Source organism: Rhizobium sp. BT-226 (genome assembly GCF_025847085.2).
GTDB classification, from domain to species: domain Bacteria; phylum Pseudomonadota; class Alphaproteobacteria; order Rhizobiales; family Rhizobiaceae; genus Rhizobium; species Rhizobium sophorae.
This window is the reverse complement of the sequence record NZ_JAOYTI010000002.1, coordinates 1712167-1732280: the sequence shown is the minus strand read 5'-3', so window position 1 is coordinate 1732280 and position 20114 is coordinate 1712167. Positions and strand designations below refer to the sequence as shown.

Annotated in this window: 22 protein-coding genes; 15 read left to right on the top strand and 7 right to left on the bottom strand. The window is 61.3% G+C overall.

Annotated elements, in window-relative coordinates:
* Nucleotides 1–91 precede the first annotated feature (91 nt).
* The 9 genes from OIU37_RS18830 (at nucleotide 92) to deoA (ending at nucleotide 8800) form a co-directional block, all read left to right on the top strand.
* A complete protein-coding gene (locus tag OIU37_RS18830; protein ID WP_003544459.1) occupies nucleotides 92–409 on the top strand; it encodes a hypothetical protein in 318 nt (105 codons plus the stop codon).
* 317 nt (nucleotides 410–726) lie between these two features.
* On the top strand, nucleotides 727–1719 hold the full coding sequence (locus tag OIU37_RS18825; RefSeq protein ID WP_029873712.1) for a BMP family protein: 993 nt from the start codon (nucleotides 727–729) through the stop codon (nucleotides 1717–1719).
* Nucleotides 1720–1807: 88 nt separating this feature from the next.
* Nucleotides 1808–3319 carry an ABC transporter ATP-binding protein gene (locus OIU37_RS18820; protein ID WP_264258361.1) on the top strand — a complete coding sequence of 504 codons (1512 nt, stop codon included), beginning with the start codon at nucleotides 1808–1810 and terminating at the stop codon, nucleotides 3317–3319.
* A 7-nt stretch (nucleotides 3320–3326) separates the two neighbouring features.
* The gene (locus OIU37_RS18815) at nucleotides 3327–4430 is read left to right on the top strand and encodes an ABC transporter permease (protein ID WP_164069448.1); all 1104 of its coding nucleotides are present in this window, start codon (nucleotides 3327–3329) and stop codon (nucleotides 4428–4430) included.
* 10 nt (nucleotides 4431–4440) lie between these two features.
* Nucleotides 4441–5412, top strand: coding sequence for an ABC transporter permease (locus OIU37_RS18810; RefSeq protein WP_138388476.1), 972 nt, complete (start codon nucleotides 4441–4443; stop codon nucleotides 5410–5412).
* Nucleotide 5413: 1 nt separating this feature from the next.
* Nucleotides 5414–5803, top strand: a complete 390-nt coding sequence (locus tag OIU37_RS18805; RefSeq protein WP_003544464.1) for a cytidine deaminase — start codon at nucleotides 5414–5416, stop codon at nucleotides 5801–5803.
* Entirely contained in the window at nucleotides 5800–6600 is an 801-nt protein-coding gene (locus tag OIU37_RS18800) for a purine-nucleoside phosphorylase (RefSeq protein ID WP_264258358.1), read from the top strand. The genes OIU37_RS18805 and OIU37_RS18800 overlap by 4 nt, the downstream gene beginning before the upstream one ends.
* 114 nt (nucleotides 6601–6714) lie before the next feature.
* Nucleotides 6715–7491, top strand: a complete 777-nt coding sequence (deoC, locus tag OIU37_RS18795; RefSeq protein WP_168312735.1) for a deoxyribose-phosphate aldolase — start codon at nucleotides 6715–6717, stop codon at nucleotides 7489–7491.
* A gap of 1 nt (nucleotide 7492) precedes the next feature.
* The gene (deoA, locus tag OIU37_RS18790; RefSeq protein WP_264258357.1) at nucleotides 7493–8800 is read left to right on the top strand and encodes a thymidine phosphorylase; all 1308 of its coding nucleotides are present in this window, start codon (nucleotides 7493–7495) and stop codon (nucleotides 8798–8800) included.
* Nucleotides 8801–8806: 6 nt separating this feature from the next.
* On the opposite strand, the gene OIU37_RS18785 is transcribed toward deoA, so the two are convergent.
* The 7 genes from OIU37_RS18785 to OIU37_RS18755 all read right to left on the bottom strand — a co-directional run bounded on the left by OIU37_RS18785 (nucleotide 8807) and on the right by OIU37_RS18755 (nucleotide 14412).
* A complete protein-coding gene (locus OIU37_RS18785; RefSeq protein ID WP_264258356.1) occupies nucleotides 8807–9376 on the bottom strand; it encodes a TIGR02281 family clan AA aspartic protease in 570 nt (189 codons plus the stop codon).
* Nucleotides 9377–9501: 125 nt separating this feature from the next.
* Complete coding sequence (gene upp, locus OIU37_RS18780; RefSeq protein ID WP_003544477.1) at nucleotides 9502–10131, bottom strand: uracil phosphoribosyltransferase; 630 nt, start codon at nucleotides 10129–10131, stop codon at nucleotides 9502–9504.
* 149 nt (nucleotides 10132–10280) lie between these two features.
* Nucleotides 10281–11249, bottom strand: a complete 969-nt coding sequence (locus tag OIU37_RS18775; RefSeq protein ID WP_171602018.1) for an adenosine deaminase — start codon at nucleotides 11247–11249, stop codon at nucleotides 10281–10283.
* Complete coding sequence (locus OIU37_RS18770; RefSeq protein ID WP_264258354.1) at nucleotides 11246–12466, bottom strand: phosphopentomutase; 1221 nt, start codon at nucleotides 12464–12466, stop codon at nucleotides 11246–11248. The genes OIU37_RS18775 and OIU37_RS18770 overlap by 4 nt, the downstream gene beginning before the upstream one ends.
* Before the next feature lie 209 nt (nucleotides 12467–12675).
* Nucleotides 12676–13257, bottom strand: coding sequence for a TadE/TadG family type IV pilus assembly protein (locus OIU37_RS18765; RefSeq protein WP_264258352.1), 582 nt, complete (start codon nucleotides 13255–13257; stop codon nucleotides 12676–12678).
* Complete coding sequence (locus OIU37_RS18760) at nucleotides 13257–13892, bottom strand: TadE/TadG family type IV pilus assembly protein (protein ID WP_240604322.1); 636 nt, start codon at nucleotides 13890–13892, stop codon at nucleotides 13257–13259. Before OIU37_RS18760 ends, OIU37_RS18765 begins: the two co-directional genes overlap by 1 nt.
* Before the next feature lie 115 nt (nucleotides 13893–14007).
* Nucleotides 14008–14412 (bottom strand): pilus assembly protein N-terminal domain-containing protein, encoded by a 405-nt coding sequence (locus OIU37_RS18755; protein WP_064653455.1) that lies wholly within the window; start codon nucleotides 14410–14412, stop codon nucleotides 14008–14010.
* A 380-nt stretch (nucleotides 14413–14792) separates the two neighbouring features.
* On the opposite strand from OIU37_RS18755, the gene OIU37_RS18750 reads away from it, so the two are divergent.
* From OIU37_RS18750 to OIU37_RS18725, 6 genes are all read left to right on the top strand, one after another.
* Nucleotides 14793–14978, top strand: a complete 186-nt coding sequence (locus OIU37_RS18750) for a Flp family type IVb pilin (RefSeq protein ID WP_020052412.1) — start codon at nucleotides 14793–14795, stop codon at nucleotides 14976–14978.
* Between the two features lie 124 nt (nucleotides 14979–15102).
* Complete coding sequence (locus OIU37_RS18745; RefSeq protein ID WP_182209123.1) at nucleotides 15103–15615, top strand: prepilin peptidase; 513 nt, start codon at nucleotides 15103–15105, stop codon at nucleotides 15613–15615.
* 110 nt (nucleotides 15616–15725) lie between these two features.
* On the top strand, nucleotides 15726–16541 hold the full coding sequence (gene cpaB / locus OIU37_RS18740; RefSeq protein ID WP_264258350.1) for a Flp pilus assembly protein CpaB: 816 nt from the start codon (nucleotides 15726–15728) through the stop codon (nucleotides 16539–16541).
* 11 nt (nucleotides 16542–16552) lie between these two features.
* Nucleotides 16553–18052, top strand: coding sequence for a type II and III secretion system protein family protein (locus OIU37_RS18735; RefSeq protein ID WP_264258349.1), 1500 nt, complete (start codon nucleotides 16553–16555; stop codon nucleotides 18050–18052).
* A complete protein-coding gene (locus OIU37_RS18730; RefSeq protein WP_264258348.1) occupies nucleotides 18049–18801 on the top strand; it encodes a CpaD family pilus assembly protein in 753 nt (250 codons plus the stop codon). The genes OIU37_RS18735 and OIU37_RS18730 overlap by 4 nt, the downstream gene beginning before the upstream one ends.
* A gap of 14 nt (nucleotides 18802–18815) precedes the next feature.
* A complete protein-coding gene (locus OIU37_RS18725; protein ID WP_077977208.1) occupies nucleotides 18816–20093 on the top strand; it encodes a CpaE family protein in 1278 nt (425 codons plus the stop codon).
* Nucleotides 20094–20114: the final 21 nt, after the last annotated feature.

Below are 20114 nucleotides of genomic sequence, written 5' to 3'. Positions count from 1 at the left end.
CTTCACCTCATCGATGACTATGTAATTCTTCAAGGTGGAGAATGGCGCGGCCGGCCGGAATTGTCCGGCATATCGAGCGTCGGAGGAATTGATGCGTTTCCTGTTGCGTCTGGCGAGTCTTGTCGCGCTTGCGGCGGCCGTTATTGCCGGGACCATCGATTCGATCCAATCGGTTGCGGCGTCCTCCGTGGTGATGACGCCGATCTCGGATGCCTGGCAGGATGTGAGCCCGACGACGCTGACGTCGCTGCAATCCTCCCTTTCCTATTATATCCACCCGCGTTTCTACACCCTCATCTTCCAGTGGCTGATGCTCCAGCCGGCTTTTGCCGTTTTCCTGGTGATCGCGCTGCTTCTGTGGATGATCGGCTACAAGAAGCCGCCGGTGGCCGGTCGCTTCACCGCATAGCAAGGTGGTTTTGCCGGCACGATCCGGCGAGAAATCCGGGTGGGCGTCACCCGCTCTTCGACCTCGGTATTTGTCGCCGGATTGGCTAGAAAATCCGCATTCGGATGCAAGGAATGTCCAAAAATCAGCCCCGAAGAGCTGATTTTCGGCAATCGCTGCAAATCTTTACCAGCTGAAAAATTTCTGGTGAATTTTTCCGTGAGCCATGCAAGGATGCACGCAGCCAGGCCTCCGGGGGGAGGTCGGTGGTTCCGCAGACATGTCCGAAAAGGACTTGCGGGAGGACCCCTAACGAATAGCAACAACAGGGCTGCACAATGAAAAAATCCCTTCTCACTCTCTTTGCCGTGGCTGCCATGTCGACGACGGCGCTTGCCGCCGATGTCAAGCCGGCGCTGGTTTACGGCACCGGCGGGAAGTTCGATAAGTCCTTCAACGAGGCGGCCTATAACGGTGCCGAGAAGTTCAAGGCCGAAACCGGCATTGCCTATCGCGACTTCGAGCCGACGGGCGACACCCAGGGCGAACAGGCCATCCGTAACTTCGCCAGCCGCGGTTTCAATCCGGTGGTTGCCGTTTCCTTCGCCTGGACCTCTGCCATCGAGAAGGTTGCAGCCGAATTCCCGGATACCAAGTTCATCATCGTTGACTCCGTCGTCGACAAGCCGAACGTCCGCTCGGTGGTCTATAAGGAAGAAGAAGGCTCTTACCTCGTCGGCGTTCTCGCCGGCATGGCCTCCAAGACCGGCAAGGTCGGCTTCGTCGGCGGCATGGACATCCCGCTGATCCGCAAGTTCGAATGCGGCTACGAGCAGGGCGCCCGCTCCGTCAAGGCCGATATCGAGGTCTTCCAGAATATGACCGGCACCACGGGCGCTGCCTGGAACGACCCGGTCCGCGGCGGCGAGCTGGCCAAGAACCAGATCGACCAGGGCGCTGACGTCGTTTATGCGGCAGCCGGTGCCACCGGTCTCGGCGTTCTGCAGACGGCCGCCGACAACAAGAAGCTGTCGATCGGCGTCGACTCCAACCAGAACCATCTGCATCCGGGCTCGGTCCTGACCTCGATGGTCAAGCGCGTCGACCTCGCCGTCTACAATGCCTACAACGACACCAAGAACGACAAGTTCACCGCTGGCGTCCAGGCGCTCGGTGTCAAGGAAGACGGTGTTGGCGCCGCGATCGACGACAACAACAAGTCGCTGATCACACCGGAAATGCAGGCTGCCGTCGACAAGGCCAAGGCCGACATCATCGCGGGAACCGTCAAGGTTCACGATTACACCTCGGACAACGCTTGCCCGAAGTGATCCGCGCCCGAATGTGATCGACGATTGAGATCGGGCGTATGGCGGAGGGGATTTTCGCCATACGCCCTTTTCTTATTTGGAGTCTGCAGTGACAGATAAGCCCGCTATCGAGCTTGTCGGCATCGACAAGAAATTCGGTGTCGTCCATGCCAACAAGGACATCAACCTCACCGTTGCCAAGGGGACGATCCACGGCATCATCGGCGAAAACGGCGCCGGCAAATCGACCCTGATGTCGATCATCTATGGTTTCTACCATGCCGATAGCGGCGAGATCCGCGTCAACGGCAATCCCGTCACCATCCGCGACAGCCAGGCGGCGATTGCCACCGGCATCGGCATGGTGCACCAGCACTTCATGCTGGTCGATAATTTCACGGTGCTCGAGAACATCATGCTTGGCGCCGAAGGCGGCATGCTGCTGGCCAGGGGCGTCGCCTCGGCTCGGGCCGAACTCAAGCGGCTGGAAACGGAATATGGCCTCGAGGTCGATCCCGACGCGCTGATCGAAGAGCTTCCTGTTGGTCTGCAACAACGCGTCGAAATCCTGAAAGCCATGTATCGCGGCGCCGAGATCCTGATCCTCGACGAGCCGACGGGCGTGTTGACGCCGGCGGAGGCCGATCACCTTTTCCGCATCCTCAAGGTGCTGCGCGATCAGGGTAAGACGATCATCCTCATCACCCACAAGCTGCGCGAGATCATGGCGATCACCGATACGGTCTCGGTCATGCGCCGCGGCGAGATGGTCGCGACCCGCAAGACGGCGGAAACAACGGTGGAGGAGCTCGCCGAGCTGATGGTCGGCCGCCGCGTGCTGCTTCGTGTGCAGAAGGGCGAGGCGAACCCGCAAGCCGCCGTGCTGTCCGTCCGCAACCTCACGGTCAAGGACAATCGCGGCGTCACCATGGTCGACAACGTCTCCTTCGACGTGCGCGCCGGTGAGATCGTCGGCATCGCCGGTGTGGCCGGCAATGGCCAGTCCGAATTGCTGGAGGCGATTGCCGGCATCCGAAAACCGACCTCCGGTGAAATTCTTCTCGACGGCCAGACGATCGACAAGGCCGATCCCGCCCGCCTGCGTGATCTCGGCCTCGCTCATATTCCAGAGGACCGACACCATATGGGCCTGGTGCTGAAATTCGAGGAATATGAAAATTCCGTGCTCGGTTATCATCGCCGCCCGGCCTACAGCAAAGGCCCGCTGCTCGATCTCGAAGCGATCCGCAAGGATGCGATGGAGAAGATCGAGAAATACGACATCCGTCCGCCGAACCCGCGGCTGAAGACGGCAAATTTCTCCGGCGGCAACCAGCAGAAGATCGTCGTCGCCCGCGAGATCGAACGCGATCCGAAGATGCTGATCATCGGCCAGCCGACACGCGGCGTCGATATCGGCGCCATCGAATTCATCCACCGCCGAATCATCGAGATGCGCGACGCGGGCAAGGCGATCCTGCTCGTCTCCGTCGAACTCGATGAGATTCGCTCCCTTTCGGACCGTATCCTTGTCATGTTTGCCGGCCATGTCGTCGGCGAGAAGACGCCCGATGCCGGTGAACAGACCCTCGGCCTGATGATGGCCGGCATTGCCGCATGAGGCCTTTATGAGCACTGCTTCCGTTCCGCTGCCAAACTGGATCAACTACGGCCTCATCCCGATTTTGAACCTCGTCGTCGCCTTCCTGATCTCCGGCTTCGTCGTCTGGCTGATCGGCGAGAGCCCGCTCGATGCGCTGTCGCTGCTGATCGAGGGTGCGCTCGGCAATGGCGAATTCATCGGCTTCACGCTGTTCTACGCGACGAGCTTCATCTTCACTGGCCTTTCCGTCGCGGTGGCAATCCATGCCGGTCTCTTCAACATCGGCTCCGAAGGCCAGGCCTACATGGGCGGCCTCGGCTGTGCTTTGGTGGCGCTTTCGCTCGATAATTACGTGCCATGGTATGTGACGATGCCGGTTGCGGTGGTCGGCGCTGCACTCTTCGGCGCGGTTGCCGCCTTCATTCCGGCATGGCTTCAGGCGAAGCGCGGCAGCCATATCGTCATCACGACGATCATGTTCAACTACATCATCGCCTCGCTGATGAATTACCTGCTGGTGCACGTATTGATCGTGCCCGGCAAAATGGCGCCGGAAACACGCACATTCCTCGAGGGTGGGCAGTTGCCGAAGCTAACATGGCTGATGGAGATATTCGGGACAAAGCTGGGTGCTGCCCCGTTGAATGTCTCTTTCATCATTGCGCTGGTTATGTGCTACGTCGTCTGGCTGTTAATCTGGCGCACGAAACTTGGCTTCGAGATGCGCACGCTGGGTGTCAGCCCGACAGCTGCTTCATATGCCGGTATTCCCTACGTACGAATCGTGATGATCGCGATGATGCTCTCCGGCGCGCTGGCCGGCATGATGGCGCTGAATCCGGTTATGGGCGCCTCCGCCCGCCTGCAGGTGGGATTCGTCGGCGGCGCCGGCTTCGTCGGCATCGCCGTATCGCTGATGGGCCGCAATCATCCGCTTGGCATCATCCTGGCGTCAATCCTCTTCGGCATCCTCTATCAGGGCGGCGACTGGATCTCCTTCGAAATGCCGAATATCACCCGCGAGATGATCCTCGTCATCCAGGGTCTGGTGATCCTCTTCGCCGGCGCGCTGGAGTATATGTTCCGGCCGGCGATGGTGCGCCTCTATCAACAGTTAAAGCGAGCCTGAGGAGCGGACGATGGATTATTATGACATCTTCATCAGCGTTCTAGCCTCCACGATTCGCCTGTCGATCCCGCTGATCTTCACCGCCCTTGCCGGTCTGTTTTCGGAACGCGCCGGCATCTTCGATATCGGCCTCGAGGGTAAGATGCTGGGCTCGGCCTTTGCCGCCGCCTGCGTTGCCTATCTCACCGATTCGGCCTGGCTCGGGCTCGGTGCCGGCATCCTCTGCTCGGTGGCGCTGAGCCTGGTGCACGGCTTTGCCTCGATCACCAACCGAGGCAACCAGATTGTGTCAGGTGTGGCGATCAACTTCTTCATCGCCGGCATCACCATCGTGCTCGGCCAGGCCTGGTTCGGCCAGGGCGGGCGCACGCCGCAGTTGGCGCCGGATTCGCGCTTTGCGCCGATCATCCTGCCGGGCGCCGATGCCGCCCGCGACATACCGATCATCGGCCCGCTTTATGCCAATGTCATATCCGGCAACAATATCCTCACCTACCTCGCCTTCCTCGCCGTGCCGTTTTCCTGGTGGGTGCTTTACCGCACACGCTTCGGCCTGCGGCTGCGCGCCGTCGGCGAAAACCCGGGCGCGGTCGATACGGCCGGTATTTCCGTTGCTTGGCTGCGCTACCGCGCCGTCATGTGCGCCGGCATCCTCTGCGGCTTTGCCGGCACCTATCTGGCCATCGCCCAGTCCGCCGCCTTCATCAAGGACATGTCGGCCGGCAAGGGTTATATCGCGCTCGCAGCTCTCGTCTTTGCCAAGTGGAAGCCGGTGCCTGTCATGTTTGCCTGCCTGCTCTTCGGCTTCCTCGATGCGCTGGCAAACTTCATGCAGGGCAAGCAGGTGCCGCTGATCGGCGAAGTGCCGGTTCAAGTCTTCCAGGCGCTGCCCTATGTCCTCACCTGCGTCCTTCTTGCCGGCTTCATCGGCGTCGCAACCCCGCCGAAAGCTGGCGGCGTGCCCTATACGAAGGAGCGTTGATATGTCTCACGATCTGTTCGAAGCCGCCCGCGGCGCCATGGCCTTTGCCCATGCGCCCTATTCGAAATTCCCGGTTGGCGCGGCGATCCGCGCCGAGGACGGCAAGGTCTATACCGGCGCCAACATCGAAAACCTCTCCTTTCCGCAAGGATGGTGCGCCGAGCCGACGGCGATCGGCGCCATGATCATGGGCGGCGCAAAGAAGATCGTCGAAATGGCGGTCATTGCCGAGAAGTTGCCGCTCTGTCCGCCCTGCGGCGGCTGCCGCCAGAAGATCTCCGAATTCGCCTCCAAGGAGACGAAGATCTACCTTTGCGATGAAGCCGGCGTGAAGAAGACCATGACGATGGAAGAGCTTCTTCCCTTCAGCTTCGAGACCGAACTCGGATGAAGGCGACGGTCAACCTGCTCGCCGCATTGCTCGGCGGCATCAAGCCGCGCCACGGCATCGTGCTCGGCTCCGGTCTCGGCTCCCTCGTCGGTGCGCTAGAGGGCGCCGTGCGTGTTCCCTATCGCGACCTGCCGGGCTTTCCCGTCAGCGCCGTCTCCGGCCATGCAGGCGAAGTCGTCGCCGGCCGCTTAGGCGGCGTGCCTGTCGTCATGCTCTCCGGCCGCGTGCATTATTACGAGAAGGGCGATGCCAACGCCATGCGCCTGCCGATCAAGGTGCTGAAGGCACTAGGCGTCGAAGCGCTGATCTTGACCAATTCGGCCGGATCGCTGCGCGATGACCTGCCGCCCGGTTCGGTGATGCAGATCACCGATCACATCAACTATTCCGGCATGAATCCGCTGATCGGCGAGGAAAGCGATCACCGTTTCGTCGGCATGACCAATGCCTATGATGCGGAGCTTGCTGCGGCGATGCAGAGGGCAGCGGCGAAGCTTAAAATCGAGCTGGCGCAGGGCGTCTATATGTGGTTCTCCGGTCCAAGCTTTGAAACGCCGGCGGAAATCCGCATGGCGCGCATCCTCGGTGCCGATGCCGTCGGCATGTCGACGGTGCCCGAGGTCATCATCGCAAGAATGCTGGGCCTGAGGGTTGCGGCCGCCTCCGTCATCACCAACTATGGGGCAGGCATGACCGGCAATGAGCTCAGCCATGAAGAAACCAAGGACATGGCGCCCATCGGCGGCGCCCGTCTCGCCGCCATATTGAAAGATATGATTGCGGCTGGAACAGGATGATTTCAGGCCGGGTCGGCCTAAAATCTGAATCCTGTTCTACATTATAGAGTTAGAACATGATGTCGTTCGAAAACCGCTCATACTTTTCGGCATCATGCTCGAGAGGAAGCGAAGATGAATAGCCATTCCAACCGGGAGACGGCGGCTGTCGCCCTTTCTCTTCTCGATCTCACCAACTTGAAGGATGATTGCACCGAGGCGCAGATCGATGCGCTCTGCGCCCGCGCGCAGACGCCCTACGGCAACAGCGCTGCGATCTGCATCTGGCCGCGATTCGTCGCCCAAGCCCGCAACATCCTCGGCACCGGGCACGCCGTGCGTATCGCGACTGTCGTCAACCTCCCCTCCGGCGATATGGAAGTAGCCGATGTCGCCGCTGAAGCACGCGAGGCGATTGCCGATGGCGCCGATGAGATCGATCTGGTCATCCCCTACCGCAAGCTGCTCGCCGGCAATGAGAAGGCGGTGACCGACATGGTCAAGACCGTGCGCGCCGAATGCGCCGGCCCCGTCCTGCTGAAGGTCATCATCGAGACTGGCGAGCTGAAGGATGCCGCATTGATCCGCCGTGCCTCCGAACTCGCCATCGAAGCCGGCGCCGATTTCATCAAGACCTCGACCGGCAAGGTCGCCGTCAATGCGACGCTCGAAGCCGCCGACATCATGATCCGCGCTATCCGCGAGAGCGGCCGCAAGGTCGGCTTCAAGCCGGCCGGCGGCATCGGCTCGGTGGCCGATGCCGCACTCTATCTGAGCCTTGCCGAAACCATCATGACACCGGACTGGGCGATGCCGTCGACGTTCCGCTTCGGCGCTTCCGACCTGCTCGACGATATCCTGGCGGTTCTGAGCGGAACACAGGCGGCACCCGCTGCAGCATCGAGCTACTGAAATGATTCCGCAGGAGATCATTCGGCGCAAGCGCGATGGCGACGAACTTGACGCCGCCGAGATCAGCTCCTTCATTGCTGCGCTCGCTGCCGGTCGATTGTCGGAAGGCCAGATTGGCGCATTCGCCATGGCCGTCTGGTTCAAGGGCATGTCGCGGGCCGAAATCGTGGCCTTGACGCTGGCGATGGCCGATTCCGGTGACAGGCTGCAATGGGCCGATATCGATCGCCCGATCGCCGACAAACATTCGACCGGCGGCGTCGGCGACAATGTTTCGCTGATGCTGGCGCCGATCGCCGCCGCCTGCGGCCTCGCCGTTCCGATGATCTCCGGGCGCGGCCTCGGCCATACCGGCGGCACGCTGGATAAGCTCGAATCCATTCCCGGCTACATGATCACCCCGGATGCGAACCTGTTCCACAAGGTGGTGAAGGAGGCGGGATGCGCCATCATCGGCCAGACCGGCACTTTGGCGCCCGCCGACGGCAGGCTCTATGCCGTGCGCGACGTGACCGCCACCGTCGATTCCATTCCCCTCATCACCGCCTCGATCCTCTCGAAGAAACTTGCGGCGGGGCTTCAGACGCTGGTGCTTGACGTCAAGGTCGGCAACGGCGCCTTCATGGCCGATCGCGACCAGGCGGAGACCCTCGCGAAGTCGCTGGTCGAGGTGGCGAATGGCGCCGGCGTGAAGACCTCGGCCTTGATCACCGACATGAACCAGCCGCTTGCCGATAGTGCCGGCAATGCCGTCGAGATGCGCAACTGCCTGGATTTCCTGGCCGGTAGAAAGGCAGGCACGCGGCTTGAGACCGTCGTTCTTGCCTTCGCCGCCGAAATGCTGGTGAAATCCGGCATCGCCGCTTCGCCTGATGAAGCCGAGGGGACGGCGCGTCAGGCCCTGTCATCGGGAAAGGCGGCAGAGGTCTTCGCGCGCATGGTATCGATGCTCGGGGGCCCGGGCGATCTCATCGAAAACCCTGACCGATACCTGGCCAGGGCGCCGGTCGAAAAGCCTGTTCCGGCCGCCCGGTCCGGCTGGCTTGCCGCCTGCGATACGCGCGGTATCGGCGTCAGTGTCATTGACCTCGGCGGCGGAAGACGCCATCCGGCGGACCGGATCGATCATCGCGTCGGCTTTTCCGGACTCCTGCCGCTCGGCATCCGCGTCAATGCCGGTGAACCGATCGCGATGGTTCACGCCGCCGACGAAGCCGCGGCGGAAAGGGCGGCTGCGGGACTTGCCGCGCACTACCGCATTACCGAGGACAAGCCGGAGCTGACACCGGTCATTGCGGGCCTGATCTGACGCGGTTTACTGCTTGAGGCTGAGCGAACCGTCGGCGACGGAATAGGAGGCGAGCTTCTGCAGGAAGCTCATGCCGACCAGCGTCGTCGTCAGCGCATCGTCCTTCAGGACGAAGGCTTCGACATTCCGCACGCGGATGCCGCCGATCTCGACCCGGTCGAGCGTCACGTGTGCTGCCTTCGTCTGGCCGTTCGCGGTATTCACCCTGTAGCGGAAATCGAGCTGGTTGGCGGTGTAGCCGAGCCGGCGGGCGAGCGTCTCGTTGAGCGCCACATAGGTGGCGCCGGTATCGATCAGACCCTGCACCGGCTTGCCGTTGATCTTGAAGCTGCCGGTATAGTGGCCCTGCGCATCCGCCTGCAGGCGGATCGCATTGCTGCCGTAGACGGGCTCCGGTGCGACCGGCTGCCCGGTTTCGGTCGATACGAAATTGGCGGAGAGAGCGTCAGCGGGCTGCTGGCTGGTGCCTCCGAAGAAGGAAGGCACCTGTGTGGCGAGCACCGCGGCGACGCTGGCGAATAGGACGGTGCGCACGAGCATGAAACAGAAATCCTTCCTGTATAAACCCGGCTTCATGCAGGGCCTCATGCTCCAAGCTTGCTAAACCTCAAGTGCTGATAAGTTGCTAATATCGACGCCAAAAGGCCCGGAAGGGACCTCCGGGCCGTAAAGTCTTTCGATTTGGTAAAGGAAGGCTGAAATTACTTGGTGCCGTACATGCGGTCGCCGGCATCACCGAGGCCGGGCATGATATAGCCCTTCTCGTTGAGATGACTGTCGATCGATGCGGTAAAGACCGGAACATCGGGATGCGCGGCGCGGAAGTTGCGGATGCCTTCCGGGGCGGCAAGCAGGCAAAGGAAGCGTATATTGTGAGCGCCGCGTTCCTTGAGCTTGTCGATCGCTGCGATCGAGGAATTGCCGGTCGCAAGCATCGGGTCGACGACGATGATCAGCCGCTCGGCCACGTCTTCCGGCGCCTTGAAGTAATATTCGACCGGCTGCAGCGTCTCGTGGTCGCGGTAGACGCCGATATGCGAGACGCGGGCGGACGGCACGAGGTCGAGCATGCCTTCGAGCAGCCCGTTGCCGGCGCGCAGGATCGAGGCGAAGACCAGCTTCTTGCCCTCGAGGATCGGCGATTCCATCGTCTGCAGCGGCGTCTCGATCGTTTCCATCGTCAGTTCGAGATCGCGAGTCACCTCGTAGCAGAGCAACGTCGATATTTCGCGCAGCAAGCGCCGGAAACTTCCCGTCGATGTCTCCTTGCGCCGCATGATGGTGAGCTTGTGCTGCACAAGCGGATGATCGATGACCGTGACGCCGTCCATGGGGAAGCCTTTCATTCTTTCTATCGAATGTTTCTTTCACGGAAATCGGCCCGACCGCAAGAGTGGCGGTCAATTTGCGCCGATCATCCCCAATCTCCGGAGCATTTCCTGGTTAGAATGCTTCAATCTGAGCAGGAAAGCTGTAACCCTCAAATTCGGGCGAGCAGGGCCTTGCGTGTTTCATCGTCGACGAAGGCCGCTTCGATCGCCGTGCGCGTCATGGCATCGATCTCGGCGTCGCTGAAGCCGAAGGTCCCGGCCGCAAGTTCATATTCCCGCTTGAGCGAGGTATGAAAGAAAGGCGGATCATCCGAGCTGATCGTCACCCGCACGCCTGCTTCCTTCAGCCGGCGCAGCGGATGGGACGCGAAATCGGGAAAGACCCCGAGCGCGATATTGGAGCCCGGGCAGATCTCGAGCACGGTGCCGAGGTCGGCAAGCCGCGTCACCAGATCGAGATCCTCGATGGCGCGCACGCCGTGGCCGATGCGCGAGGGGCGCACCGCATCGAGCGCGTCGGCGACGCTGAAGGCGCCGCAGACCTCGCCGGCATGGATGGTGAGCCCGAGGCCGGCATCGCGGGCGATATCGAAGGCGCGGGCATAGTCGGCCACACGGCCCATGCGCTCTTCGCCGGCAAGGTTGAACCCGGTAATCAGAGGATTGCCGGCCTTTGCCGCATATTCGGCAGCGCCAATCACGCTCTCCGGACCGAAATGCCGCTCGCCGGTGACGATCAGTCGGGCCTCGATGCCGCTCTTTTCCCTGGCCCGCCGGATGCCTTCGCAGATACCTGCTATATAGGCATCGGCGCCCAGCCCGATGCGCTTGCCGTGGTCGGGCGAAACGATGAGCTCGCTATAGATCGTATCGATGCCGGCGAGTTCGTCGAGGTAGGTTTCGGTCAGAAGCGCATAGTCCTCCTCGGTCTTGTAGACCTCGGAAACCTTGTCGTAACATTCGAGGAAGCTTGCGAAATCATGCCAGACATAGGCTCCGTCGCGAAGCTCACCGCTGATGTCGACTCCGTATTTCCGCGCCTGCGCCGCGGTCAGAGTTGGCGGTGCCGCACCCTCCAGATGGCAGTGCAGTTCGACCTTCTTCAAATGCGATGTCACAGAAAACTCCTTCCGTGCGATCCGGCCGGGATGCCGAGATGCCGGGCGATGCTTTCGCCGATATCGGCATAGCTGCGGCGCACGCCGATCGAACGCGACCGGATGCCGGGGCCATAGGCGATGACAGGCACGCGCTCGCGCGTATGGTCGGTGCCGCGCCAGGTCGGATCGCAGCCATGATCGGCGGTGAGCACGACGAGATCGCCGGGCTTCAGTTTCTTGTGGACTTTGGGCAAGCGCGCATCGAAGGCTTCGAGTGCCGCAGCATAACCCGGCACGTCGCGGCGATGGCCGTAGATCATGTCGAAATCGACGAAATTGGTGAAGACGAGATCGCCATCCTCAGCCTCGTCGATCGCCGAGAGCGAGGCATCCATCAGCGCCTCGTTGCCGTTCGCCTTGATGACCCTGGAAATGCCCTGATGCGCGAAGATGTCGCCGATCTTTCCCACTGCATGCACGTGCCGGCCGTGCTCGATCAGTCGGTCGAGCAGTGTCGGCTCCGGCGGCAGCACGGAGAAGTCGCGCCGATTTCCGGTGCGCTGGAAAGTAGAGGCGGACTGGCCGATAAAGGGCCGGGCGATGACGCGGCCGATATTGTAGGGATCGAGCAGCCCCCGGGCCAAACGGCAGAAGGCGAGCAGGCGATCGAGGCCGAAATGCACCTCGTGCGCCGCGACCTGGAAGACCGAATCCGAGGAGGTGTAGCAGATCGGCTTGCCGGTGCGGATATGTTCCTCGCCGAGCCGGGCGATGATCTCCGTTCCCGAGGCATGGCAATTGCCGAGAATGCCGGGCACGTCAGCCTCCCGGCATAGCGTCTCGATGAATTCGGCAGGAAAGGCGTCGCCCTCTATCGGGAAGTAACCCCAATCGAAACTGACAGGTGTTCCCGCGATCTCCCAATGGCCCGACGGCGTATCTTTGCCACGGGAAATTTCAGTGGCGGCGCCATAAATGCCGTAGACCTTCTCCGGGACGGGCATGCCGGCCGGAAACCGACCGGAGGCGGACCGCGAGATGTGCATCAGCCCCAGTTCCGACATGTTGGGCAGGGAAAGCGGCCCTTCGCGCAACCCGGCTCGGTCTGCCGCTCCGGCTGCGCAGAACTCGGCGATATGGCCAAGCGTATCGGCGCCCTCGTCGCCATAGGCCGCCGCATCCGGCGCTCCGCCAACGCCGAAGGAATCCAGAACAAAAAGAAAGGCACGCGCCATTTTACACCCGAGAGAGCCGATCGCCGGCCTCTGCAATATCGGAGGCGGCTGAGATCCAGCCATATAATGCCGCGGCCGGCTTGGCAAATTACAGCGCCGCGCGTCTTTTTCAGACGCGCAAAGGACGCTGTAACACTTTGAATTACCGCATAACTCCCCAATCGATTTCGATTGAGGAGTTATGCGGCAGAGAAGAGCGGGAAGGGCCGTCAGCAGTCGCCGCAGGGGATCGAGTCGCCTTGCCGCTGGCGGTAGAAATAACTGCGGCTGATGGTGATCGTGCGCATGCCATCCGGCATGAAGTTCGGGGCGAACAGGAACAATGTATAGGGGATGCTGACCTCAGTGCGGACCAGGAAACTGTTCGCCGTCTTCATATCAGACGGCACGTCGCTCACCGCGGCGTTCTTGGCATAGGGCACCGTCCCGTCTTGCGCCCAGGACCAGAGCACTTTCGCATTGGCGCCGGCGTCGATGCTAATCCCGGTGATCTTCATTGTCAGCGACGTCGTGTTGTAGGGCAGGAAGATTGCATTTGCGACCGATGGCATTTGCCCAAGCGCGCTCTTCGTGACGGATTGCTGCTGGGTGACGAGGTCGGCCACCGTTCCTGCGGCGCGTGTCACGCGCTTGCTGACGCTGAGGCCGATCGTAATCTCGAAAGCGCCGATATAGAGCATGACGAGCACGGGAAAGAGGATCGCGAATTCGATCGCGCCGGCGCCCTTGCGGTCACGGGTGAGCCGCCGCACCGTCTGGACCAGTCTGGTGAACGGGTTGCGTAACGCCATTATGGATACTGCTCGTTCTGGAAGGCCGCGGTCCCGACGATCAGATATTGGCTGGGCATCGAAGCGTCGGAGGGACGTATCGTGGTGATGTAAGGCCGGACCAGATCCGCGGTGATTTCCCAGCGATAATAAGCGCGCAGCATGTTGATCGTGCCGGCGCCGCCCGGCGCATATTTGAAGGCCGCCGTGTTGATGTCGGCATATTTGTCGGTGGAAACCTTGGGGATCGTCGTCGGAATGGCCGAGAAGGTGCTGAACGTCTGCACATCAAGGTAGAGCTTGCTCGGCGTGGCGACTTCGGTCGTCGAGCAGCGGATCAGGATCGAAATCTCATCGCAGAAAGCCTGGCGGAATTGCGCCTGGTTCATATCGGTCGTGCGGCCGAGATTATAGGTGATCTGCCCGGTTCGCATCCGGCGGCTCATCGTATCGACGGCATTGGAGACGAGTTCCTCGGCGGCGAAGGCGACGAACGTTTCGAGGATTGCAAAAATCACCAGGAAATAGGGAATGGCGAGCAGGGCGAATTCGATCGCCGCAGCACCCTCGCGTGAGCGGGCGAGAGCGCGAAACCGTAAGAAACGGAACGGCGCAAAAGCGCGCCCCTTATCCGTCTGCTGATCGATTGTCATCATTGCCTGGACCCGAGCGACATTTTCCAGTCGTCAGACTAAGGTCCGTTCGTTGATTTTCCGTTTCAACCTGACACGACGATTTTAACGAATGGTCGAGGAAGTTGAAAAGAGAGCGTTAGGGTGAGCCGGCGGTCGCTTGCTGCGCATGCTGCTCGCAGTTCGGCGTGCAGGACAGCACGGAGCGCTGGGTCTGCCGGTAGACGCGCACCGTATTGCCCTCGTCGATCGACACCAGGATGCGTTCGTCGAGGATTGCGTTGCCGTCGGCATCGAGGAGAACCAGATTGGTGGTGCCGAAGCTGCGTCCTGTCAGCACGATGGTCTTGGCGTCGGCCACGGTCGCATCGGCGACCGCGGCATTGCCGACAATCACCTTGCTGACCGGGCGATCGAGCTTCAGCACGCGCGCGTGATCCATGTAGACGCGCAACATGTCATCGTCTGCGGCCGCGGAAACTCCCGAAATACCGAAAACGGCGATCATGCCGGCAAAGAAAATGGTTTTGCCGCTCGATGACATTGGGTCCTCTTTCACGATCACAGCGCAATATCCGCATAGAATGGAAAAAAATGGTGAACGAAGCCTTAAGCCTACCGCCCTGTTCCGGGATGAAGCGTAGTGATCCGATTCGGTACGGCTTCGGGGCGGCGTACGCCTCGGTTGGAAACAGAATATGCGCTATTTCCGGGTGAATGCAGCGGTTATTCCGGGAATATCGTTAAATATTGAGCGAAGCGCTTAAGAAAATACTGACTCTACAAAGGCCTGTTGTCTCGTTCACATGTCGTTAACTCTTTTCCTTAAGCCGATGGAAACGGCCATTCGCTAGGTTGCAGTCATCCGATCAACGGCAAACAGTTGGCGGACGTGCTGAACATCAACTGGAGTTAGGAGTTACCATGACCAAGCTTTTTAGCCGTTTTCTGAAGGACGAATCCGGCGCGACCGCAATCGAGTACGGCCTGATTGCTGCTCTCATTTCCGTAGCGCTCATCACCGGCGCCACGACCCTCGGCAACCGGATCGGCACCACGTTCAACAACCTGGGCACCAAGATGAACACTGGCGTTACGGCGTCGAACTAAGATAGGCGCTGCCAGCTGGCGCTGAAATTGATACGGCCGGATTTGCTCTGGCCGATATATCGGGCGGGCTCACAGGCTGAACGGCCGTGAGCCTTTTCGCATCAAATCACGATCGGGTATGAGCATGATCGCAGCCGCAGTCTTCCTGATACTGCCACTCTGCCTTGCGATGGCGGCCTTCTCGGATCTCTTCACCATGACGATCCCGAACCGCATTTCCGTGATCCTGATCGCCTCTTTCCTCGTCCTCGCGCCGTTCTCCGGCTTGGGTCTGGAAATGATCGGCATGCATCTTGCCGGCGCCGCCATCGTCTTCAGCGCCTGCTTTGCGCTTTTCGCGTTCAATGTGATGGGCGGCGGCGACGCCAAGCTGATGAGCGCCACCGCGCTCTGGTTCGGTCTGAACGAATCCCTGCTTTTCCTGATGACCGACATCGCCATGATCGGCGGCCTCATCACCTTGCTGATCCTGCTGGTAAGAGCGCAATCGGACACCATCCTCGCCATCGGCCTGCCGGTGCCGAACTCGGTCCTGCTTGCCAAGAAGATCCCCTACGGCATCGCGATCGCGATCGGCGGCTTCATGGCCTTTCCTTCTTCGCCGCTCTTCCTCGCCGCGCTGGAAAGCCTGAAATAACGGCATTTTAAATGCCCGTTAACTTAAAATGTAAGCGTTCTATTAACCATAATTATACCAATTGCTGAGCATTCTACAGGGCGAACATATCGTGCCCTGAGGAATGATCGATGAAACCGGCCCGCCTTATAATCCTAGCTGTCGCCGTGGCGGCGGCCGGCCTTGCCGGTCTCCTGGCAATGCAAATGGCGGGCAGTGGCGGTGTCGTTACCCAGGTCCGCTCGGTCGTCGAGAAGGAACCGACCGTCAACATCCTCGTCTCGAGCGCCAATCTGGCGGTGGGCGAGAGGCTGAGCGACCAGTCGGTACATTGGATGGCCTGGCCGCAGGGCGGCGTTGTCCCTGGCCTCATCACCGAAGCCGACAAGCCGGATGCGATCAAGGATCTGCAAGGCGCCGTCGTGCGTCTGCCGATCTTCGAAGGCGAACCGATCCGGCCGGAAAAGGTCGCCGATTCCAGCAGCCGCATCCTCTCCTCGCTGTTGCCGGCCGGCAAGCGCGCTGTCGCGACCGAGATATCGGTGGCAACCGGCGCCGGCGGTTTCATCCTGCCGAATGATCGCGTCGACGTCATCATGGTCCGCAAGGGCGCTGAGGCCGACAAGCTCATCACCGAAACCGTGCTGAGCAATGTCCGCGTCCTCGCCATCGACCAGCAGATACAGGAAAAGGACGACGGCTCGAAATCGGTGGTCGGCACGACCGCGACGCTCGAGCTCACGCCCGATCAAACGAAGGTTCTCGCCGTCGCCCAGCAGATGGCGGATCGGCTGTCGCTCGCGCTGCGCTCGGTCGCCGATGCGCAGGAGCAGGATACCAGTGCCGCCGACTATCTGCTGAGCGGCGACAACGGCAGTGCGATCATCCAGGTCATCAAATCGGGCGCTATCGTCACGGATGCCGGCGCCGCGCCGAAGGCGGAGTAAGGGACGTGCAAATGGGCAATTCAACGCGGTGCGCCGGATCTCTCCTGACAGGCTGCCTTTCGCTGGCAGTCGTCGTGTCCGGTATAGTGCCGGCCTCTTTCGCCCCACTTTTCGGTGCAGGCGAGGCACGCGCCGATTCCGATAGCCTGGTCCGGATCTCGCAGACCGGCTCCAATGCTCATCGCCGGCTGAAGCTCGGGCTCAACAAGGCCGTCGTCGTCGATCTGCCGGAGGATGCGCATGATATCCTCGTCTCCGATCCGACTATGGCCGATGCCGTGACCCGCACCTCGCGGCGCATCTACCTGTTCGGCAAGAAGGTCGGCCAGACGAATATCTTCGTCTTCGGCGCCGGTGGACAGGAAATCGTCAATCTCGACATCGAGATCGAGCGCGACGTTTCCGGCCTCGAAGTCAATCTCCGCCGCTTCATTCCCGACTCCAACATCAATGTCGAAATCGTCTCCGACAACATCGTGCTGACCGGCACGGTGCGCACGCCGCAGGATGCCACGCAGGCTGCCGATTTGGCGCAGGTCTTCCTGAAGGGCGGCGAGGCGACGACCAGAACCGAGACGGCATCCGGCACCGGCGGCGACAGCTCGGTGGCGCTCTTTGCCGAAGGTCGCCAGAGTTCGCAGGTCGTCAACCTCCTGCAGATCGAGGGCGAGGACCAGGTCACCCTCAAGGTAACGATCGCCGAGGTTCGCCGCGAGGTGCTGAAGCAGCTCGGCTTCGACAATCTGGTTTCCAATTCCTCCGGCATGACGGTCGCCCAACTTGGCAGTCCGAACGCCGACAGCGCGACAGCGACGGTCGGCGGCGGCCTGGCGGCGCTCTTCAAGAGCTCGATCGGCAAATACGACATCTCCACCTACCTCAACGCGTTGGAACAGGCCAAGGTCGTCAAGACGCTCGCCGAACCGACGCTGACGGCGATATCGGGTCAGGCCGCGACCTTCAATTCCGGTGGCCAGCAGCTTTATTCGACGACCGACAACGACGGCAACGTCACCGTCGTCCCGTTCAACTACGGTATCAACCTCGCCTTCAAACCGGTCGTGCTGTCATCGGGCCGCATCAGCCTGCAGATCAAGACCAATGTCTCCGAACCGGTGGCCGGAAGCGGCAACGCCACTTACCAGCGCCGTTCGGCGGAGACCTCGGTGGAGCTGCCCTCGGGCGGCTCGATCGCGCTTGCCGGCCTGATCCGCGACAATGTTTCCCAGACGATGGGTGGCACCCCTGGCGTCTCGAAGATCCCGCTGCTTGGGACGCTCTTCCGCCAAAAGGGGTTCGAGCGCCAGGAAACCGAGCTCGTCATCATCGCAACGCCCTACCTGGTGCGCCCGGTGGCGCGCAATCAGCTCAACCGGCCGGACGACAATTTCAGCCCTGAGAATGACGGCGCGACCTTCTTCCTCAACCGTGTCAACAAGGTCTATGGCCGCCGCGAGGCGCCCGTCGCCGATGCGCAGTTCCACGGCTCGATCGGGTTCATCTACAAATGAGTGGGGCGCGAGCGGCAGCGATGGCAGAAAACAGAGATCAGGCGATGGCCCATATGAATGCGACGACACCCCGCCTAGGACTCTCGAAGGCGCTTTTTGCCACGCTCGCCATGTCGGCGGCGATACTTTCCGGATGCGCCGGCCCGCATGACCAACTGACGACCGGCGGCATTCCGGACGATTACCGCGCCCGCCACCCGATCATCGTCACGGAGGCGGAGCAGACGGTGGATATACCCGTCGCCTCCACCGATCGCCGCCTGACCATCGCCCAGCGCGACCTCATCCGCGGCTTTGCCGCAAACTACATCTCGCGCGCCTCGGGCCCGGTTTACGTGCTGTCGCCGCAAGGCTCGCCCAATTCGGCGGCAGCCTATCAGCTGCGCAATCAGGTCCGTGCCGAGCTGACATCGAGGGGGATCGCAAGCTCGAAAATCGTCAACACCTCCTATGCCGCGGTCGGTCCCGGCGATGCGGCCCCGATCCGGCTGAGCTTTACCGGCACCACCGCGGTCACCACGCAATGCGGTCAATGGCCGAAGGACATATCGAACGATTTGACCAACCAGAACTACTATAATTTCGGCTGCGCCTCGCAGAACAACCTTGCCGCCCAGATCGCCAATCCGGAGGATCTGGTGGCGCCCCGCGGCATGACCCCGATCGATGCGCAGCGGCGCAACAATGCGATCCAGGAATACCGGACGACGACGACGACGATCGAAGATGCCGGCGACAGCGGATTCTGAGGCGGAACGGAACGATGAGCGCGATCGAATACGAAATCAGGAATCCCAGCGAGCTTCGCAACGCCGAGGAGGCGGTGCGCATGGCGGATCTGGAAAACATGCGGCCGCTGCCGCGCATCTCCGTCCATGCCTTCTGCGAGAGCGAGGCCCTGCAGCATGTCATGGAACGCTGCGCCAATGATCGGCGCGTGGCGAAAGTCAGCATGCGCATCACCAGCGGCGGCATCGCCGCTGCCGCCAATATGTTTTCCGGCGCTCCGACGCCGAACCTCATCATCCTTGAGACCAAGGCGAATGCCGCGAACCTGCTCGGCGAACTCGCGCCGCTCGCCGCCGTCTGCGATCCGACGACCAAGGTCGTCATTATCGGCTATTACAACGATATCGGCCTTTATCGCGAGCTCATCCGCAACGGCATTTCCGAATATATGGTCCAGCCCGTCGCCATGCCCGATATCCTTACGGCGATGGCCTCGATCTTTGTTGATCCGGACGCTGAGCCGCTCGGCCGCAGCATCGCCTTCATCGGCTCGAAGGGCGGCACCGGCGCCTCGACCATCGCGCATAATTGCGCCTTCGGCATTTCCAATCTCTTCTCCACCGAGACGATCCTCGCCGATCTCGACCTGCCCTATGGTACGGCGAACATCGACTTCGATCAGGATCCGGCCCAGGGCATCGCCGAAGCGGTCTTCGCACCCGATCGCCTCGACGAGGTCTTCCTCGACCGCCTGCTGACGAAATGCTCCGAGCATCTGTCGCTGCTGGCCGCACCCTCGCTGCTCGACCGTGCCTATGATTTCGACGGCCAGGCCTTCCAGCCGGTGCTCGACGTCCTGCAGCGCAGCGCGCCCGTCACCGTGCTCGATGTTCCGCATGCATGGTCGGAATGGACGCGCTCGGTGCTGTCGAGCGTCGACGAGGTGGTCATCGCAGCGGTTCCCGATCTCGCCAATCTGCGCAACGCCAAAAACATGCTGGACGCGCTGCGCAAGATGCGGCCGAACGACAGGCCGCCCCATCTCATCCTCAATCAGGTCGGAATGCCGAAACGGCCGGAGATTTCGCCGTCGGATTTTTGTGAGCCGCTGGAGATCGATCCGATCGCGATCATCCCCTTCGACATCAATCTCTTCGGCAACGCCGCCAACAGCGGCCGGATGATCTCCGAAGTCGACCCGAAGTCGCCGACGGCGGAAACCTTTTCGCAGATATCGCACATCGTCACCGGCCGTGTCGCGATCAAGAAGGCGAAGAAGGGCGGCCTGCTGGGCCTCCTGAAGCGCAAGTAGACGATGAGCAATTCCAGCAAA

Bases quoted from the DNA above. Each gene is read 5' to 3' on its own strand.
- OIU37_RS18830 (WP_003544459.1), top strand. From the start codon at position 92: ATGCGTTTCCTGTTGCGTCTGGCGAGTCTTGTCGCGCTTGCGGCGGCC.
- OIU37_RS18825 (WP_029873712.1), top strand. From the start codon at position 727: ATGAAAAAATCCCTTCTCACTCTCTTTGCCGTGGCTGCCATGTCGACG.
- OIU37_RS18815 (WP_164069448.1), top strand. From the start codon at position 3,327: ATGAGCACTGCTTCCGTTCCGCTGCCAAACTGGATCAACTACGGCCTC.
- OIU37_RS18810 (WP_138388476.1), top strand. From the start codon at position 4,441: ATGGATTATTATGACATCTTCATCAGCGTTCTAGCCTCCACGATTCGC.
- OIU37_RS18805 (WP_003544464.1), top strand. From the start codon at position 5,414: ATGTCTCACGATCTGTTCGAAGCCGCCCGCGGCGCCATGGCCTTTGCC.
- OIU37_RS18800 (WP_264258358.1), top strand. From the start codon at position 5,800: ATGAAGGCGACGGTCAACCTGCTCGCCGCATTGCTCGGCGGCATCAAG.
- deoC (WP_168312735.1), top strand. From the start codon at position 6,715: ATGAATAGCCATTCCAACCGGGAGACGGCGGCTGTCGCCCTTTCTCTT.
- deoA (WP_264258357.1), top strand. From the start codon at position 7,493: ATGATTCCGCAGGAGATCATTCGGCGCAAGCGCGATGGCGACGAACTT.
- OIU37_RS18785 (WP_264258356.1), bottom strand. From the start codon at position 9,376: ATGAAGCCGGGTTTATACAGGAAGGATTTCTGTTTCATGCTCGTGCGC.
- upp (WP_003544477.1), bottom strand. From the start codon at position 10,131: ATGGACGGCGTCACGGTCATCGATCATCCGCTTGTGCAGCACAAGCTC.
- OIU37_RS18770 (WP_264258354.1), bottom strand. From the start codon at position 12,466: ATGGCGCGTGCCTTTCTTTTTGTTCTGGATTCCTTCGGCGTTGGCGGA.
- OIU37_RS18765 (WP_264258352.1), bottom strand. From the start codon at position 13,257: ATGGCGTTACGCAACCCGTTCACCAGACTGGTCCAGACGGTGCGGCGG.
- OIU37_RS18760 (WP_240604322.1), bottom strand. From the start codon at position 13,892: ATGATGACAATCGATCAGCAGACGGATAAGGGGCGCGCTTTTGCGCCG.
- OIU37_RS18755 (WP_064653455.1), bottom strand. From the start codon at position 14,412: ATGTCATCGAGCGGCAAAACCATTTTCTTTGCCGGCATGATCGCCGTT.
- OIU37_RS18750 (WP_020052412.1), top strand. From the start codon at position 14,793: ATGACCAAGCTTTTTAGCCGTTTTCTGAAGGACGAATCCGGCGCGACC.
- OIU37_RS18745 (WP_182209123.1), top strand. From the start codon at position 15,103: ATGATCGCAGCCGCAGTCTTCCTGATACTGCCACTCTGCCTTGCGATG.
- cpaB (WP_264258350.1), top strand. From the start codon at position 15,726: ATGAAACCGGCCCGCCTTATAATCCTAGCTGTCGCCGTGGCGGCGGCC.
- OIU37_RS18735 (WP_264258349.1), top strand. From the start codon at position 16,553: ATGGGCAATTCAACGCGGTGCGCCGGATCTCTCCTGACAGGCTGCCTT.
- OIU37_RS18730 (WP_264258348.1), top strand. From the start codon at position 18,049: ATGAGTGGGGCGCGAGCGGCAGCGATGGCAGAAAACAGAGATCAGGCG.
- OIU37_RS18725 (WP_077977208.1), top strand. From the start codon at position 18,816: ATGAGCGCGATCGAATACGAAATCAGGAATCCCAGCGAGCTTCGCAAC.